The organism is Enterobacter sp. BIDMC 30, assembly GCF_000534355.1.
Taxonomy (GTDB): domain Bacteria; phylum Pseudomonadota; class Gammaproteobacteria; order Enterobacterales; family Enterobacteriaceae; genus Enterobacter; species Enterobacter ludwigii.
On the sequence record NZ_KI973169.1, the window covers coordinates 1244804 to 1261592 of the forward strand.

General features: G+C 56.3%; 17 protein-coding genes. 16 read left to right on the forward strand and 1 reads right to left on the reverse strand.

Annotated elements, in window-relative coordinates:
• The first annotated feature begins 57 nt into the window (after window positions 1–57).
• From cysJ to cysH, 3 genes are read left to right on the forward strand one after another with little or no spacing between them, the layout of a single operon-like run.
• The gene (gene cysJ, locus L466_RS16320) at window positions 58–1863 is read left to right on the forward strand and encodes an NADPH-dependent assimilatory sulfite reductase flavoprotein subunit (RefSeq protein ID WP_014171403.1); all 1806 of its coding nucleotides are present in this window, start codon (window positions 58–60) and stop codon (window positions 1861–1863) included.
• A complete protein-coding gene (gene cysI / locus L466_RS16315; protein ID WP_014171402.1) occupies window positions 1863–3575 on the forward strand; it encodes an assimilatory sulfite reductase (NADPH) hemoprotein subunit in 1713 nt (570 codons plus the stop codon). The genes cysJ and cysI overlap by 1 nt, the downstream gene beginning before the upstream one ends.
• Window positions 3576–3590: 15 nt before the next feature.
• Window positions 3591–4325, forward strand: a complete 735-nt coding sequence (gene cysH / locus L466_RS16310) for a phosphoadenosine phosphosulfate reductase (protein WP_014171401.1) — start codon at window positions 3591–3593, stop codon at window positions 4323–4325.
• Window positions 4326–4379: 54 nt separating this feature from the next.
• On the opposite strand, the gene L466_RS16305 is transcribed toward cysH, so the two are convergent.
• A complete protein-coding gene (locus tag L466_RS16305) occupies window positions 4380–5423 on the reverse strand; it encodes an aminopeptidase (RefSeq protein WP_032678868.1) in 1044 nt (347 codons plus the stop codon).
• Between the two features lie 246 nt (window positions 5424–5669).
• Between L466_RS16305 and cysG the strand changes: the two genes are divergently transcribed.
• The 13 genes from cysG to rpoS all read left to right on the forward strand — a co-directional run bounded on the left by cysG (window position 5670) and on the right by rpoS (window position 16749).
• Window positions 5670–7019: a siroheme synthase CysG gene (gene cysG / locus L466_RS16300; protein WP_217493744.1), complete on the forward strand. Its 1350-nt coding sequence runs from the start codon at window positions 5670–5672 to the stop codon at window positions 7017–7019.
• Between the two features lie 9 nt (window positions 7020–7028).
• Window positions 7029–7937, forward strand: coding sequence for a sulfate adenylyltransferase subunit CysD (gene cysD, locus L466_RS16295; RefSeq protein WP_022649190.1), 909 nt, complete (start codon window positions 7029–7031; stop codon window positions 7935–7937).
• Window positions 7938–7946: 9 nt separating this feature from the next.
• A complete protein-coding gene (gene cysN, locus L466_RS16290) occupies window positions 7947–9371 on the forward strand; it encodes a sulfate adenylyltransferase subunit CysN (protein ID WP_014171398.1) in 1425 nt (474 codons plus the stop codon).
• Window positions 9371–9976 (forward strand): adenylyl-sulfate kinase, encoded by a 606-nt coding sequence (gene cysC, locus L466_RS16285; RefSeq protein ID WP_014171397.1) that lies wholly within the window; start codon window positions 9371–9373, stop codon window positions 9974–9976. Before cysN ends, cysC begins: the two co-directional genes overlap by 1 nt.
• 58 nt (window positions 9977–10034) lie before the next feature.
• The gene (locus L466_RS16280) at window positions 10035–10361 is read left to right on the forward strand and encodes a DUF3561 family protein (RefSeq protein ID WP_014171396.1); all 327 of its coding nucleotides are present in this window, start codon (window positions 10035–10037) and stop codon (window positions 10359–10361) included.
• A 166-nt stretch (window positions 10362–10527) separates the two neighbouring features.
• A complete protein-coding gene (gene ftsB / locus L466_RS16275; protein ID WP_008499609.1) occupies window positions 10528–10839 on the forward strand; it encodes a cell division protein FtsB in 312 nt (103 codons plus the stop codon).
• A gap of 19 nt (window positions 10840–10858) precedes the next feature.
• On the forward strand, window positions 10859–11569 hold the full coding sequence (gene ispD / locus L466_RS16270) for a 2-C-methyl-D-erythritol 4-phosphate cytidylyltransferase (RefSeq protein WP_032680391.1): 711 nt from the start codon (window positions 10859–10861) through the stop codon (window positions 11567–11569).
• Complete coding sequence (ispF, locus tag L466_RS16265) at window positions 11569–12048, forward strand: 2-C-methyl-D-erythritol 2,4-cyclodiphosphate synthase (protein WP_014171394.1); 480 nt, start codon at window positions 11569–11571, stop codon at window positions 12046–12048. The genes ispD and ispF overlap by 1 nt, the downstream gene beginning before the upstream one ends.
• Window positions 12045–13094: a tRNA pseudouridine(13) synthase TruD gene (gene truD / locus L466_RS16260; RefSeq protein WP_032680392.1), complete on the forward strand. Its 1050-nt coding sequence runs from the start codon at window positions 12045–12047 to the stop codon at window positions 13092–13094. Before ispF ends, truD begins: the two co-directional genes overlap by 4 nt.
• A complete protein-coding gene (surE, locus tag L466_RS16255) occupies window positions 13075–13836 on the forward strand; it encodes a 5'/3'-nucleotidase SurE (protein ID WP_020883819.1) in 762 nt (253 codons plus the stop codon). The genes truD and surE overlap by 20 nt, the downstream gene beginning before the upstream one ends.
• Window positions 13830–14456: a protein-L-isoaspartate(D-aspartate) O-methyltransferase gene (locus tag L466_RS16250; RefSeq protein ID WP_020883820.1), complete on the forward strand. Its 627-nt coding sequence runs from the start codon at window positions 13830–13832 to the stop codon at window positions 14454–14456. Before surE ends, L466_RS16250 begins: the two co-directional genes overlap by 7 nt.
• Before the next feature lie 116 nt (window positions 14457–14572).
• Window positions 14573–15697, forward strand: a complete 1125-nt coding sequence (nlpD, locus tag L466_RS16245; RefSeq protein WP_020883821.1) for a murein hydrolase activator NlpD — start codon at window positions 14573–14575, stop codon at window positions 15695–15697.
• A gap of 59 nt (window positions 15698–15756) precedes the next feature.
• Window positions 15757–16749: an RNA polymerase sigma factor RpoS gene (rpoS, locus tag L466_RS16240; protein WP_013098493.1), complete on the forward strand. Its 993-nt coding sequence runs from the start codon at window positions 15757–15759 to the stop codon at window positions 16747–16749.
• The last annotated feature ends 40 nt before the right edge of the window (window positions 16750–16789 follow it).

The window sequence follows — 16789 nt, forward strand, 5'->3', positions numbered from 1 at the left end:
TCTTCAGTTTGGATTTATTCGCTTAAAGTCCGCTTGGCTACTGGAACATAACGACGCATGACAACACAGGCCCCACCTTCAAATTTGCTTCCCCTGAACCCGGAGCAACTGGCGCGCCTTCAGGCTGCCACCTCTGATTTTTCTCCCACCCAGCTTGCCTGGGTCTCCGGCTATTTCTGGGGAATGCTTAACCAGCAACCGGGCGCTGTGGCTGCTGCACCGGCAACTGCGGTAGAAATTCCGGCGATTACGCTTATTTCTGCCTCGCAGACGGGCAATGCTCGCCGTGTGGCCGAAGCGCTGCGCGACGACCTGCTGGCCGCCAAACTGAACGTGAACCTGGTGAACGCCGGGGACTATAAATTCAAACAGATCGCGTCCGAAAAACTGCTGGTGGTGGTGGCTTCAACCCAGGGTGAGGGTGAGCCGGCTGAAGAAGCGGTAGCCCTGCATAAGTTCCTGTTCTCGAAAAAAGCCCCAAAACTGAACGGGACGGCGTTTGCCGTGTTTGGCCTGGGTGACACCTCCTACGAATTTTTCTGCCAGTCCGGTAAAGATTTCGACAGCAAACTGGCGGAACTGGGCGCTGAGCGCCTGCTGGACCGCGTTGATGCGGATGTGGAATACCAGACCGCAGCCGCTGAATGGCGTGCGCGCATCGTTGACGTGCTGAAAGCGCGCGTGCCAAAAGAGACGCCAGCGCAGGCTGCCGTCACCGCGGCGGGTGCAGTCAATGATATTCACACCAGCCCGTTTACCAAAGAGGCACCGCTGGCAGCGAGCCTGGCGGTTAATCAGAAAATTACCGGTCGCGCCTCTGAGAAAGACGTGCGGCATATTGAAATCGATCTCGGTGATTCCGGTCTGCGTTACCAGCCGGGCGATGCACTTGGGATCTGGTACCAGAACGATCCGGCGCTGGTTAAAGAACTGGTCGAACTGCTGTGGCTGAAAGGGGATGAGCCTGTCACCGTCGACGGTAACACGCAGCCGCTCTCTGAGGCGCTGCAGTGGCATTTCGAGCTGACGGTCAACACGCCAAACATCGTTGAAAATTACGCCACCTTAACGCGCAGTGAATCGCTGCTGCCTCTGGTGGGGGATAAGGCGAAGCTGCAGCATTACGCCGCGACGACGCCGATTGTCGATATGGTGCGTTTCTCTCCGGCACAGCTGGATGCGGATGCGCTCATTGGCCTGCTGCGTCCGCTGACGCCGCGCCTCTACTCCATTGCCTCTTCGCAGGCCGAAGTGGAGAGCGAAGTGCATATCACCGTGGGCGTGGTGCGTTATGACATCGAAGGCCGTGCCCGTGCGGGCGGGGCATCAAGCTTCCTGGCCGATCGCGTGGAGGAAGACGGTGAAGTGCGCGTGTTTATCGAGCACAACGACAACTTCCGTCTGCCTGCGAACCCGGAAACACCGGTCATCATGATTGGGCCGGGTACCGGTATTGCACCATTCCGCGCCTTTATGCAGCAGCGCGCTGCAGATGAGGCGCCGGGTAAAAACTGGTTGTTCTTCGGCAACCCGCACTTTACGGAAGATTTCCTCTACCAGGTTGAGTGGCAGCGTTACGTCAAAGAAGGCGTCCTGACGCGCATCGACCTGGCCTGGTCCCGCGATCAGCAAGAAAAAGTATACGTACAAGACAAACTGCGCGAACAGGGCGCAGAGCTGTGGCGCTGGATCAATGACGGTGCCCACATTTATGTCTGCGGCGACGCCAATCGCATGGCGAAAGACGTTGAGCAGGCATTGCTGGAAGTGATTGCCGAATTCGGCGGTATGGATGCCGAAACGGCGGATGAATTTTTAAGTGAGCTGCGCGTTGAGCGCCGTTATCAGCGAGATGTCTACTAATGAGCGAAAAACATCCAGGGCCACTGGTGGTCGAAGGTAAACTGACAGACGCCGAGCGCATGAAGCTGGAAAGCAACTATCTGCGCGGCACCATTGCTGAAGATCTGAATGACGGTCTCACCGGCGGCTTTAAAGGCGACAACTTTCTGCTGATCCGTTTCCACGGTATGTATCAGCAGGATGACCGTGATATCCGCGCCGAACGTGCAGAACAGAAGCTGGAGCCGCGTCATGCGATGCTGCTGCGCTGCCGTCTTCCGGGCGGGGTGATCACCACGAAACAGTGGCAGGCGATCGATAAGTTTGCGGGTGAAAATACCCTTTATGGCAGCATCCGTCTGACCAACCGTCAGACCTTCCAGTTCCACGGCATTCTGAAGAAGAACGTGAAGCCGGTACACCAGATGCTGCACTCTGTCGGGCTGGACGCGCTGGCCACGGCCAACGACATGAACCGTAACGTGCTCTGCACCTCGAACCCGTACGAGTCCGAGCTGCACGCCGAAGCCTATGAGTGGGCGAAGAAGATCTCTGAGCACCTGCTGCCACGCACCCGCGCCTATGCGGAGATCTGGCTCGATCAGGAAAAAGTGGCCACCACCGACGAAGAACCGATCCTCGGCCAGACCTATCTGCCGCGTAAGTTCAAAACCACCGTGGTGATCCCGCCGCAGAACGATATCGATCTGCACGCCAACGACATGAACTTCGTGGCGATTGCCGAAAATGGCAAGCTGGTGGGCTTTAACCTGCTGGTGGGCGGCGGTCTCTCCATCGAACACGGTAACAAGAAAACCTATGCCCGTACCGCAAGCGAGTTTGGTTTCCTGCCGCTGGAGCACACGCTGGCCGTGGCTGAAGCGGTTGTCACCACGCAGCGCGACTGGGGTAACCGTACGGACCGTAAAAACGCGAAAACCAAATACACCCTGGAGCGCGTGGGCGTAGAGACGTTCAAAGCGGAAGTGGAGCGTCGCGCGGGGATTAAGTTTGAGCCGATCCGTCCGTATGAATTTACGGGACGTGGCGATCGTATTGGCTGGGTTAAAGGCATCGACAATAAATGGCACCTGACGCTGTTTATTGAAAACGGCCGTATTCTTGATTATCCGGGCCGCCCGCTGAAAACCGGTCTGCTGGAAATTGCGAAGATCCATAAAGGTGAATTCCGTATCACCGCTAACCAGAACCTGATCGTTGCCGGCGTGCCGGAAAGCCAGAAAGCGAAGATTGAGAAACTGGCGCGCGACCATGGGTTGATGGACGCGGTGAAGCCTCAGCGTGAAAACTCCATGGCCTGCGTGTCGTTCCCGACCTGCCCGCTGGCGATGGCGGAAGCAGAGCGTTTCCTGCCGTCATTCACCGATAAGGTGGAAGCGATTCTGGAAAAACACGGTATTCCGGACGAGCATATTGTTATGCGTGTCACCGGCTGCCCGAACGGCTGTGGCCGTGCGATGCTGGCCGAGCTGGGTCTGGTGGGTAAAGCGCCGGGTCGCTATAACCTGCACCTCGGCGGTAACCGTATCGGAACGCGTATTCCGCGCATGTTCCGTGAGAACATCACCGAGCCGGAAATTCTTGATTCTATCGACGAGCTTGTCGGGCGCTGGGCGAAAGAGCGCGAAGCGGGTGAAGGCTTCGGCGACTTTACGGTGCGTGCGGGCATTATTCGCCCGGTGCTCGATCCCGCAAGGGATTTCTGGGAGTAAACACGAGAGGTAATTATGTCCGTACTCGATCTAAACGCCCTAAATGAACTGCCAAAAGTCGATCGCATTCTGGCGCTGGCAGAAACCAATGCGCAGCTTGAAAAGCTCGACGCCGAAGGCCGCGTGGCATGGGCCCTGGAAAACCTGCCGGGTGATTATGTGCTCTCGTCAAGTTTTGGTATTCAGGCTGCGGTGAGTTTGCATCTGGTGAACCAGATTCGTCCGGACATTCCGGTGATCCTGACCGATACCGGCTACCTGTTCCCGGAAACCTACCAGTTTATCGATGAGCTGACGGACAAGCTCGGGCTGAACCTGAAAGTCTACCGCGCGGAGCAAAGCGCGGCCTGGCAGGAGGCGCGGTATGGCAAGCTGTGGGAACAGGGTGTTGAGGGCATTGAGAAATACAATGAGATCAACAAGGTCGAGCCGATGAACCGGGCGCTGAAAGAGCTTAACGCGCAGACCTGGTTTGCGGGGTTACGCCGCGAGCAGTCCGGAAGCCGCGCCACGCTCCCGGTGCTGGCGGTTCAGCGCGGGGTGTTTAAAGTGCTGCCGATCATCGACTGGGATAACCGTACGGTTTACCAGTACCTGCAAAAACACGGACTGAAATACCACCCGCTCTGGGACCAGGGTTATCTGTCAGTGGGCGATACCCATACCACGCGTAAATGGGAACCGGGCATGGCGGAAGAAGAGACGCGATTCTTTGGACTCAAGCGCGAGTGCGGATTGCACGAAGGGTAAATTCTGTTCCCTTTTCCCTCACCCTCTTACAAAGGGTGAGGGACATGTTCTGTTCTACGCTTTCCCTGCTTTTGCCAGCTCTTTCACCAGCGGCAGCATCACTTTAACCACATCCCGACTGCGGTGTTCAATCCGCTGCGGCAGTGCGCTATCAATATGCTGCTGATTATCCAGCAGCACGTTATGCCAGCTCGTCCCGTCCGGGAAAGCCTTCGATTTCACCCGCTGCTGATAACCGTCTTTCTTACCCAGCATCCAGTTAGTGGCTTCCACGTACAGAACAGGAATGCCCGCTTTATCGAACACTTCACCATCGTTACAGCAGCCGGTTCCGCGAGGATAGTCGGGATTCCCGCCCGGGTTGCTGGTGGCATACACCCCATGGCTGCGGGCAATCGCCAGCGCGCGGTCGCGCGTCAGTTTACGCACGGTACCCGGCGTACTCTGTCCGCTGTTGAAATAGAGCTTATCGCCGACGATCAGGTTATCGAGGTTAATCACCAGCAGCGTATTTTTCCTCTCCTCGGCACTCATGCGTTTCAGGAGATTCTCCGCGCCAAGTTTTCCCTCTTCTTCACCGCTGGTGGCAACGAAACGGATCCCGTATTGGGTTGGAATGTCTTTCATTCGCTCTGCCAGTTCGAGCATCACACCCAGACCCGCCGCGTTATCGTCCAGCCCCTGTAACGTCAGCCCGCCGAGATTATTGTCGGTATCGGCGTCGCTCATTGGCGCGTAGGTGTCCAGGTGCGCCATGATAATGATCTGTTCCGCCGCGCTACCTTCATGCGCCGCAATGACCGTACTGCCGGTCACGTTGTGCCAGTTTTTTGTTTTATTGCGCGAGGTATAGACGTAGCGGCTGTGAAACGATCGAATATCGCTCTGGTAACCCATGTCAGCAAATTGCTGGCGAATATAATCGGCGGAAAGCATTTCCGCTGGCGTGCCGGTCATACGACCCGGAAAGACGGTCGCAATATGCCGCGCCTGCATATTCGCGATTTCACCATAGGGCTGATTTTTTGCCTGGGCCGGAAGGATAAAGCAAACGCCGAGCGCCAGGGCAGCGATACGGTGGCGCGTTGCGGAAAACATAGTGAGTCCTTAAAAACAGAGCAAAATTTTAACCCGCCTAGTATGAAACTGTGATCGACCATACACAATTTGAATTGCTCTTAAATGCCCGAAAATTCGCGTGTTAAGCACTTTTTGATCTTTGCTTTTCCACGGCGTTATTCCATTGAGTAACTACTCATTCCAATTCGTAATTTCATTCGATCTAAGCCGCCCCCTATAGTCCCACTATTCCTTGTTGTTAGTGAGTTGTAGCTTGTGGACTATCTGCCCCTTTTTGCCGCGATAAAAGACAGACCTGTGCTGGTAGTCGGCACCGGTGAGGTTGCCGATCGCAAAATCGTGTTTCTGCAGCGAGCGGGGGCGCAGGTACGGATAGTCGACGAGGCGGATTTCGACGAGTCGCAAATCGACACCGTGGTGCTGGTGATTGCGGCAACCGACAACCGCGAGCTCAACCGCCGTATTTCAGAGGCGGCTCAGGCCCGTCACCGTCTGGTGAACGTGGTGGACGATCGGCCGCTGTGTTCGTTTATCTTCCCGTCGATTGTTGACCGTTCGCCATTGCTGGTGGCCATCTCCTCCGGCGGGACCGCGCCGGTGCTGGCACGCGTGCTGCGGGAAAAAATCGAAGCGCTTTTGCCTACCAGCCTTGGGCGGATGGCGGAGAAAGCGAGCTTCTGGCGCAACCATCTGAAAACGCGCCTGAACAGCGTGACGGAACGCCGTCGCTTCTGGGAGCGCGTGTTCCGCGGCCGATTTGCCAGCCTGATGCATGCCGGAAATGAAACGGCGGCGCAGCAGATCCTCGAAGATGAGCTGGATAACCCTGGCAGTAGCGGCGGCGAGATCATTCTGGTCGGTGCGGGGCCGGGTGATGCCGGGCTGCTGACCCTGCGCGGCCTGCAGGTGCTTCAGGATGCCGATGTGGTGTTCTACGACCATCTGGTCACCGACGGGGTGCGCGAATTGATTCGCCGTGACGCAGAACAAATCTGCGTTGGCAAACGGGCGGGCGAGCACTCTGTACCGCAGCATGACACCAACCAGATGCTGGTGGCGGCGGCAAAAGCGGGCAAAACGGTGGTGCGGCTTAAAGGTGGCGACCCGTTTATCTTTGGTCGCGGCGGGGAAGAGCTGCAGGCGGCGGCTGAAGCGGGCGTGCCGTTCCAGGTCGTCCCGGGTATCACGGCGGCTTCCGCAGTGACGGCCTACGCCGGTATACCGCTTACTCACCGCGATTATGCCCAGAGCGTGACCTTTGTCACGGGCCATTACAAGGCGGACAGCACCCCGTTTGACTGGTCGCATCTGGCCCAGAGTCGTCAGACGCTGGCTATCTATATGGGCACGATGAAGGCGGCGGACATCAGTGAACAACTTATTCAACACGGTCGAGAGGCAACCACGCCGGTCGCCGTAATTTCTCGCGGCACGCGCGTCGATCAGCATGTGGCTATCGGTACGCTACAGGATCTTGCCACCCTGGCGAAAGAGGCCCCTATGCCCGCGCTTATCGTGGTAGGGGAAGTGGTGCACCTGCACAGCACACTCGCCTGGTTTCAACATACAACAGACTCAGAGGGGTTTGGCTCCTCTGTGGTGAATCTGGCTTAAGGAACGGTTATGGACCAAAAACGACTTACTCACCTGCGGCAGCTCGAAGCGGAAAGTATCCATATTATCCGCGAAGTGGCAGCCGAATTCTCTAACCCGGTGATGATGTATTCCATCGGTAAAGATTCCAGCGTGATGCTACACCTGGCGCGTAAAGCGTTTTACCCGGGTACGCTGCCGTTCCCGCTGCTGCACGTTGATACCGGCTGGAAATTCCGTGAAATGTATGAATTCCGCGACCGTACGGCAAAAGCCTACGGCTGCGAACTGCTGGTGCATAAAAACCCGGAAGGGGTGGCGATGGGCATTAACCCGTTCGTGCACGGTAGTGCCAAACACACGGACATCATGAAAACCGAAGGGCTGAAGCAGGCGCTGAACAAATACGGTTTTGACGCGGCCTTCGGCGGCGCACGCCGTGATGAAGAAAAATCCCGTGCGAAAGAGCGTATCTACTCTTTCCGCGACCGCTTCCACCGCTGGGATCCAAAAAACCAGCGTCCGGAGCTGTGGCATAACTACAACGGCCAGATCAACAAGGGCGAAAGCATTCGCGTGTTCCCGCTCTCCAACTGGACCGAGCTGGATATCTGGCAGTACATCTATCTGGAAAATATCGAGATCGTGCCGCTGTACCTGGCCGCTGAACGTCCGGTGCTGGAGCGTGACGGCATGCTGATGATGATCGATGACGATCGCATCAACCTGCAGCCAGGCGAAGTGATCAAAAAACAGATGGTGCGTTTCCGTACCCTCGGCTGCTGGCCATTGACCGGTGCCGTGGAGTCCAGTGCGCAGACGCTGCCGGAGATCATTGAAGAGATGCTGGTGTCGACCACCAGTGAGCGACAGGGCCGCGTGATTGACCGCGACCAGGCAGGCTCCATGGAGCTGAAGAAACGTCAGGGTTATTTCTAAGGAGCCGCCATGAACACGACCATTGCTCAACAAATTGCCAATGAAGGCGGCGTAGAAGCTTATCTGCACGCGCAACAACACAAAAGCCTGCTGCGCTTTCTGACCTGCGGCAGCGTCGATGACGGGAAAAGCACGCTGATCGGCCGTCTGCTGCACGATACGCGACAGATTTACGAAGATCAGCTCTCTTCCCTGCACAATGACAGTAAACGTCATGGTACCCAGGGCGAGAAACTCGACCTGGCGCTGCTGGTGGACGGCCTGCAGGCCGAGCGCGAGCAGGGCATCACCATTGATGTGGCGTATCGCTATTTCTCCACCGAGAAGCGCAAATTTATTATTGCCGACACCCCGGGGCACGAGCAGTACACCCGTAACATGGCGACCGGTGCGTCTACCTGTGAACTGGCGATCCTGCTGATTGACGCCCGTAAAGGGGTACTGGATCAGACTCGTCGCCACAGCTTTATCTCCACGTTGCTGGGGATCAAACACCTGGTGGTGGCGGTCAACAAAATGGATCTGGTGAACTTCAGCGAAGAGAAGTTTGATGAGATCCGCCAGAGTTACCTGACGTTTGCTGAACAGCTGCCGGGTAACCTGGATATTCGCTTTGTGCCGCTCTCTGCGCTGGAAGGCGACAACGTGGCTTCCCAGAGCGCCAACATGCCGTGGTATAGCGGCCCGACGCTGCTCGAAGTGCTGGAAACCGTGGAGATCCAGCGCGTGGTCGACACCCAGCCGATGCGCTTCCCGGTTCAGTACGTTAACCGTCCTAACCTTGATTTCCGCGGTTTCTCCGGCACTCTCGCGTCGGGCACCGTGGCGGTCGGGCAGCGCGTTAAAGTTCTGCCGTCTGGTGTGGAATCCACCATCAGCCGTATCGTCACCTTTGATGGCGATCTGCCGCAAGCCGGCGCGGGTGAAGCGGTCACGCTGGTATTGAAAGATGAAATTGATATCAGCCGCGGCGATCTGCTGGTGGACGCTCAGGAGACGCTGGCAGCGGTGCAGGGGGCTTCCGTTGATGTGGTGTGGATGGCTGAACAACCGCTGACCGCCGGTCAGAGCTACGACATTAAAATCGCGGGTAAGAAAACCCGAGCCCGCGTGGACGGTATCCAGTTCCAGGTGGACATCAATAACCTGACCCAGCGCGACGTCACCGAACTGCCGCTGAATGGCATTGGTCTGGTCGACGTGACCTTTGACGAGCCGCTGGTGCTGGATCCCTACCAGCAGAACCCGGTAACGGGTGGGCTGATCTTTATCGATCGCCTCTCCAACGTGACCGTGGGTGCCGGTATGGTGCGTGAGCCAAATGAACAGGCTACGGTAGCCTCTGAGTTCAGCGCTTTTGAGCTGGAGCTGAATGCGCTGGTGCGTAAGCACTTCCCGCACTGGGGTGCGCGCGATCTGCTGGGAGGCAAGTAATGGCCGCCCATGATGAGAACGTCGTCTGGCATCCTCATCCGGTCACCGTCGCGCAGCGCGAGAAACTTCACGGTCATCGTGGTGTGGTACTGTGGTTTACCGGGCTATCCGGCTCTGGTAAATCCACAGTAGCGGGCGCGCTGGAAGAGGCGCTACACCAGCAGGGGGTTAGTACCTACCTGCTGGATGGCGACAATGTGCGCCACGGCCTGTGCAGCGATTTGGGCTTCAGCGACGACGATCGTAAAGAGAATATTCGCAGGGTGGGGGAAGTGGCCAGCCTGATGGCGGATGCCGGGTTAGTGGTACTGACCGCGTTTATCTCACCGCATCGTGCCGAACGCCAGATGGTGCGCGAGCGCGTCGGGCAGGATCGCTTTATCGAAGTGTTTGTCGATACGCCGCTGGAAATTTGCGAAGCGCGCGATCCCAAAGGGCTGTATAAGAAAGCGCGTGCGGGAGAGCTGCGAAACTTCACCGGCATTGACTCGGTGTACGAAGCGCCTGAATCGCCTGAAATTCACCTGGAAGGTCAACAATTGGTAACAAATTTAGTAAGCCAATTATTAGACCTGCTCAGACGGGACGATATTATCAGATCCTGAGACGGTATCGTTCGGGAGCTGTCTTCCCGAACGATGAGTCACGGTCACAGGATCAGCTATGCGCAACAGTGAGAACTACATTATTACCACCGGGTCGGAGCCGTTAGCGACCGACGACGAGACGACCTGGTCCTTTCCTGGGGCCATAGTCGGCTTCGTCTCGTGGTTGTTGGCCCTGGGCATCCCTTTTCTTATCTACGGCGGTAATACGCTGTTCTTCTTTCTCTATACCTGGCCTTTCTTCCTGGCGCTGATGCCTGTGGCAGTTGTCGTCGGTATTGCGCTGCACTCGCTGCTTAACGGCAAACTTCTTTACAGTACCGTGGTCACGATTGTGACGGTGGTTCTGATGTTTGGTCTGTTATTTTTGTGGCTCATGGGCTAACTTCAGCCATAATTCAAACCGTAAACAACTGTGTGACGATATTGAGCAAGGCGATTCTGCGGAAAAAATGTGGTACATTTGCCCGCGATGTTGCGGCATCTCTGTTACCCCGGCAAAGAGATCTGGGGGCGTTTTGGGATGATGATGCCGTTTTTCAGGGGGCAGGATGGGTAAACTAACGCTGCTGTTGCTGGCTTTGCTGATCTGGCTGCAATATTCGCTGTGGTTCGGTAAAAACGGACTGCACGACTATAGCCGGGTAAGCGATGACGTCGCGGCTCAGCAGGCAACAAACGCCAAACTTAAGGCGCGAAACGATCAACTCTTTGCTGAAATTGATGACCTCAATGGCGGGCAAGAGGCGATTGAGGAACGCGCACGCAATGAACTCAGTATGACTAAGCCGGGCGAAACTTTTTATCGTCTGGTTCCGGATGCGTCTAAACGCAATCAGGGCTCAGCACAAAACAATCGATAATCAGGCCCAGGATTACGACATGGCAGTAACTTTTTCGGACGTATGCGCCGTGGTGCCGGCTGCGGGTTTTGGCCGGCGCATGCAGACAGAATGTCCCAAGCAATACCTCTCTATTGGCGATAAAACGATCCTCGAACACTCCGTGGCGGCGCTGCTGGCGCATCCGCGGGTGACGCGCGTGATTATCGCTATCAGCCCGGGTGATGCGCGTTTCGCGCAGTTACCGCTGGCAAATCATCCGCAGATTACCGTTGTTGACGGCGGCGCCGAGCGTGCCGATTCCGTGCTGGCGGGCATTCAGGCCGCCGGTGAGGCACCATGGGTTCTGGTCCATGACGCTGCCCGTCCGTGCCTGCATCAGGATGACCTTGCGCGCCTGCTGGCGCTTAGCGAAACCAGCCGGGTAGGTGGTATTCTTGCCGCCCCGGTACGCGACACCATGAAGCGCGCTGAGCCGGGCAAGCAGGCTATCGCGCACACCGTTGAGCGCGTCGATTTATGGCACGCGCTGACCCCCCAATTTTTCCCCCGAGAATTACTCCACGACTGCTTAATGCGTGCGCTTAAAGAAGGTGCGACCATCACGGACGAAGCCTCGGCGCTGGAGTATTGCGGTTTCCATCCTGAGCTGGTTGAAGGACGCGCTGATAATATAAAAGTGACGCGTCCGGAAGATTTACAGCTCGCGGAATTTTATCTTACCCGTTCGACCCATCAGGAGAAGGCATAATGCGAATTGGACACGGTTTTGATGTACACGCCTTTGGCGGAGAAGGCCCAATTATCATTGGCGGCGTACGCATTCCTTATGAAAAAGGGCTGCTTGCGCATTCTGATGGCGACGTAGCTTTACATGCCCTGACCGATGCATTGCTGGGTGCTGCGGCACTGGGCGATATCGGTAAGCTGTTCCCGGACACTGACCCGGCCTTCAAAGGTGCGGACAGCCGTGCGCTGCTGCGTGAAGCCTGGCGTCGTATTCAGGCGAAAGGCTACACCCTCGGCAACGTGGATGTGACGATCATCGCTCAGGCCCCCAAAATGCTGCCGCATATCCCGCAGATGCGTGTGTTCATTGCAGAAGATCTGGGTTGCCACATGGATGATGTTAACGTCAAAGCGACGACGACAGAGAAACTGGGCTTTACCGGTCGTGGTGAAGGGATTGCCTGTGAGGCCGTGGCGCTGCTGGTGAAGGCAAGCCAATGACGGACTTCGACAACCTGACCTGGCTGCACGGTAAACCGCAGGGGAACGGGCTGCTGAAAGCCAGCCCTGAAGATTTTGTTGTGGTGGAAGACCTGGGATTCGCACCGGATGGCGAAGGCGAACATATCCTGGTACGCATTCTGAAAAATGGCTGCAATACCCGTTTTGTGGCCGATGCGCTGGCAAAATTTCTCAAAATTCATGCCCGCGAAGTGAGCTTTGCCGGGCAGAAAGATAAACACGCCGTCACCGAACAGTGGCTCTGCGCGCGCGTGCCGGGTAATAAGATGCCTGATTTAAGCAAATTTGAGCTTGAGGGCTGTAAGGTACTGGAATACGCGCGCCATAAGCGCAAACTGCGTCTGGGCGCGTTGAAGGGCAACCATTTTACGCTGGTACTGCGCGAGATTTCGGACCGTGATGATGTGGAAAAACGCCTGAACGCTATCAACGCGTGCGGCGTACCAAACTATTTTGGCGCACAGCGCTTTGGTATCGGCGGCAGCAACCTGCTCGGCGCACTGCGCTGGGCGCAAAGCGATGCCCCGGTCCGCGACAGGAATAAACGCAGTTTTTGGTTGTCGGCGGCCCGCAGTGCGTTGTTTAATCAGATTGTGAGCGAACGGCTGAAAAAACCGGACGCGAATCAAGTTGTTGTCGGCGATGCGCTACAATTAGCGGGACGCGGGAGCTGGTTTGTGGCAACGGCTGAAGAAATGGCCGATGTGCAGTCGCGCGTGGATACTCAAACGCTGATGATTACCGCAGCCTTGCCCGGCACGGGCGACTGGGGTACGCAGGGCGATGCGCTGGCTGCTGAGCAGTCTGCCGTCGCTGATATGCAGGCATTACAAACATTGCTGGTGCGGGAAAAAGTCGAGGCGGCACGCCGTGCGATGCTGCTCTATCCGCAACAGTTGAGCTGGAACTGGTGGGACGACGTAACCGTCGAGTTACGCTTCTGGCTGCCGGCAGGTAGCTTTGCCACCAGTGTTGTCAGGGAACTTATCAACACGTCGGGTGATTATGCGAATATTGCTGAGTAACGATGACGGGATCCATGCGCCGGGTATACAGACCCTGGCGAAACACCTTCGCGAATTTGCGGAAGTGCAGGTCGTGGCACCCGATCGTAACCGCAGTGGAGCGTCTAACTCTCTGACGCTGGAGTCGTCGCTTCGCACCTTTACCTTTGAAAATGGTGATATCGCCGTCCAGATGGGCACGCCGACCGACTGCGTTTTTCTGGGCGTGAACGCGCTGATGCGCCCGCGCCCGGACATCGTCGTCTCCGGTATTAACGCCGGGCCCAATCTTGGCGACGATGTGATTTACTCCGGAACCGTGGCCGCTGCCATGGAAGGGCGCCATCTGGGGTTCCCTGCGCTGGCCGTTTCGTTAAACGGCCACACGCACTACGACACGGCGGCAGCGGTGACCTGTTCTCTCCTGCGGGCGCTCAATCGCGAGCCGCTGCGTACCGGGCGCATCCTCAATATTAACGTGCCGGATCTGCCGTTGAGTGAAATCAAAGGCATTCGTGTAACACGTTGCGGAAGCCGACACCCGGCTGACCAGGTGATCCCGCAGCAGGATCCGCGTGGCAATACGCTTTACTGGATTGGTCCTCCTGGCGACAAGTGTGACGCCGGACCGGATACCGACTTTGCCGCCGTTGATGAAGGATATGTCTCGGTTACGCCGCTGCATGTAGATTTAACCGCGTATAGTGCGCATGATGTGGTGTCGGGTTGGCTGGATCGCGCAGGAGTGAACGCGCAATGGTAAGCAAACGTGTACAAACTCTTCTGGAACAGCTACGCGCTCAGGGGATCCGCGACGAGCATGTGCTCGACGCGCTCGCCCAGGTGCCGCGTGAGAAATTTGTAGACGAGGCGTTTGAACACAAAGCGTGGGAAAACGTGGCGCTGCCTATTGGGCAGGGTCAGACGATTTCACAGCCTTACATGGTGGCGCGTATGACGGAGCTGCTGGAGCTCACGCCCCATTCGCGCGTGCTGGAAATTGGCACCGGGTCGGGGTACCAAACCGCGATCCTGGCGCATCTGGTGCACCATGTTTGCTCCGTTGAGCGTATTAAAGGTTTGCAGTGGCAGGCGCGTCGTCGCCTGAAACAACTTGATTTACATAACGTTTCGACACGACACGGTGATGGATGGCAGGGTTGGCAGGCACGCGCCCCGTTTGACGCGATCATCGTGACGGCTGCTCCACCTGAAATTCCCGCTGCTCTGTTATCGCAGCTGGATGAAGGCGGCATTCTTGTTCTGCCTGTCGGGGACGAGCAACAGCTCCTGAAGCGCGTTCGTCGGCGTGGCGGCGAGTTTATTATCGATACCGTGGAAGCCGTGCGCTTTGTTCCTCTGGTAAAGGGGGAGTTGGCCTGAGACTCAGAATTATCCAGGGTTATTAAGGCAAATTCAGCGTATGGTGTGGCGCGAAAGATTCGTGTCATCACGGTAAATTTTAAGTCACTGGTAGTTAACACATTCCTGGGGGATAAATGAGCGCGGGAAGCCCTAAATTCACCATCAGCCGTGTTGCGGCATTATCACTGGTTTCGCTCTGGCTGGCAGGCTGTACAAGTTCTAATAATGCACCTGCGCCCGTCAGTTCCGTGGGGGGATCCAGCAGCTCGGGTAACACGTCCAGCGGAATGTTGATCACCCCTCCGCCTAAAATGGGCACTGCTGCGGCACAACAAAATCCGCCCATTCAGCCAATGCAGCCTCCTGTTACGCAGCCAACACAGGTTCAGCCAGTGGAACACCCTGTGCAGACTCAAAATGGCCGCATAGTGTATAACCGCCAGTATGGGAACATTCCGAAAGGTAGCTATACCGGTGGGAGCACCTATACCGTAAAACGCGGCGACACGCTGTTCTATATTGCGTGGATCACCGGGAACGATTTCCGTGACCTGGCGCAGCGTAATAACGTCCAGGCCCCGTATGGTCTGGAAGTCGGCCAGACGCTCCAGGTGGGCAATGCGACGGGTACGCCGCTCACGCCTGGCAACACCGTTTCAGCGGCCGATGTCACTGCGCAAAATAACAGCGTTAAGCCTGCACAAAAATCCACCACGGTGGTTGCTTCACAACCGGTAATTACGTATTCTGAGGATTCAGGTGATCAGACTGCTAACAAAATGTTGCCGAATAATAAAGGGACTGCGACTGTTGTCACAGCACCGACTACGGCACCTGTGGTTAGCTCTACTGAACCGACTGCCAGCAGTATGACCTCCAGTTCGCCAATTTCTGCATGGCGCTGGCCAACTGACGGCAAGGTTATCGAAAACTTCTCTTCCTCCGAGGGAGGAAATAAAGGGATCGATATCGCAGGGAATAAGGGACAGGCTATTATCGCGACCGCAGACGGTCGTGTTGTATATGCCGGTAACGCTCTGCGCGGTTACGGTAATCTTATTATCATCAAACATAACGATGATTACCTGAGTGCCTACGCCCATAACGACACAATGCTGGTCCGGGAACAACAAGAAGTTAAGGCGGGGCAAAAAATCGCTACCATGGGTAGCACCGGCACCAGTTCTACACGCTTGCATTTTGAAATTCGTTACAAGGGGAAATCCGTAAACCCGCTGCAGTATTTGCCGCAGCGATAAGTTGACGGGGCATGCCAGCCAGGGTGTCTCGTTCAGGGATCACGGGTAGGAGCCACCTTATGAGTCAGAATACGCTGAAAGTTCATGATTTAAATGAAGATGCGGAATTTGATGAGAACGGAGCAGAGGCTTTTGATGAAAAAGCCTTAGTAGAAGAGGAACCCAGTGATAACGATTTGGCTGAAGAAGAGCTGTTATCGCAGGGCGCCACACAGCGTGTACTGGACGCGACTCAGCTTTACCTTGGGGAGATTGGTTACTCCCCACTGTTAACGGCCGAAGAAGAAGTCTATTTCGCACGTCGTGCTTTGCGTGGTGATGTTGCCTCGCGCCGTCGCATGATTGAAAGTAACTTGCGTCTGGTCGTGAAAATTGCCCGTCGTTACGGCAATCGAGGTCTGGCTCTGCTGGACCTGATTGAAGAGGGCAACTTAGGTCTCATCCGCGCAGTTGAGAAGTTTGACCCGGAACGCGGGTTCCGTTTCTCAACCTACGCGACCTGGTGGATTCGTCAGACCATCGAACGGGCGATTATGAACCAAACCCGTACGATTCGCCTGCCGATTCACATCGTCAAAGAGTTGAACGTCTATCTGCGTACTGCGCGCGAGTTGTCCCATAAACTGGACCACGAGCCAAGCGCGGAAGAGATCGCCGAACAACTTGATAAACCGGTTGATGACGTAAGCCGTATGCTGCGTCTCAACGAGCGCATTACCTCCGTTGACACCCCGTTGGGTGGCGACTCCGAAAAAGCGCTGCTGGACATCCTGGCCGATGAAAAAGACAACGGTCCGGAAGACACCACGCAGGACGATGACATGAAACAGAGCATCGTCAAATGGCTGTTCGAACTGAACGCCAAACAGCGTGAAGTGCTGGCACGTCGTTTCGGTTTACTGGGGTATGAAGCTGCAACACTGGAAGACGTCGGCCGCGAAATTGGCCTGACCCGTGAACGTGTTCGTCAGATTCAGGTTGAAGGTCTGCGTCGCCTGCGTGAAATCCTGCAGGGACAAGGTCTGAATATCGAAGCGCTGTTCCGCGAATAAGCAATCTTTCATCAAAAAAGGCCCGTCGTGAGACGGGCCT

Coding starts and splice junctions, on each gene's coding strand:
- cysJ (WP_014171403.1), top strand. CDS start 58: ATGACAACACAGGCCCCACCTTCAAATTTGCTTCCCCTGAACCCGGAG.
- cysI (WP_014171402.1), top strand. CDS start 1,863: ATGAGCGAAAAACATCCAGGGCCACTGGTGGTCGAAGGTAAACTGACA.
- cysH (WP_014171401.1), top strand. CDS start 3,591: ATGTCCGTACTCGATCTAAACGCCCTAAATGAACTGCCAAAAGTCGAT.
- L466_RS16305 (WP_032678868.1), bottom strand. CDS start 5,423: ATGTTTTCCGCAACGCGCCACCGTATCGCTGCCCTGGCGCTCGGCGTT.
- cysD (WP_022649190.1), top strand. CDS start 7,029: ATGGACCAAAAACGACTTACTCACCTGCGGCAGCTCGAAGCGGAAAGT.
- cysN (WP_014171398.1), top strand. CDS start 7,947: ATGAACACGACCATTGCTCAACAAATTGCCAATGAAGGCGGCGTAGAA.
- cysC (WP_014171397.1), top strand. CDS start 9,371: ATGGCCGCCCATGATGAGAACGTCGTCTGGCATCCTCATCCGGTCACC.
- L466_RS16280 (WP_014171396.1), top strand. CDS start 10,035: ATGCGCAACAGTGAGAACTACATTATTACCACCGGGTCGGAGCCGTTA.
- ftsB (WP_008499609.1), top strand. CDS start 10,528: ATGGGTAAACTAACGCTGCTGTTGCTGGCTTTGCTGATCTGGCTGCAA.
- ispD (WP_032680391.1), top strand. CDS start 10,859: ATGGCAGTAACTTTTTCGGACGTATGCGCCGTGGTGCCGGCTGCGGGT.
- ispF (WP_014171394.1), top strand. CDS start 11,569: ATGCGAATTGGACACGGTTTTGATGTACACGCCTTTGGCGGAGAAGGC.
- truD (WP_032680392.1), top strand. CDS start 12,045: ATGACGGACTTCGACAACCTGACCTGGCTGCACGGTAAACCGCAGGGG.
- surE (WP_020883819.1), top strand. CDS start 13,075: ATGCGAATATTGCTGAGTAACGATGACGGGATCCATGCGCCGGGTATA.
- L466_RS16250 (WP_020883820.1), top strand. CDS start 13,830: ATGGTAAGCAAACGTGTACAAACTCTTCTGGAACAGCTACGCGCTCAG.
- nlpD (WP_020883821.1), top strand. CDS start 14,573: ATGAGCGCGGGAAGCCCTAAATTCACCATCAGCCGTGTTGCGGCATTA.
- rpoS (WP_013098493.1), top strand. CDS start 15,757: ATGAGTCAGAATACGCTGAAAGTTCATGATTTAAATGAAGATGCGGAA.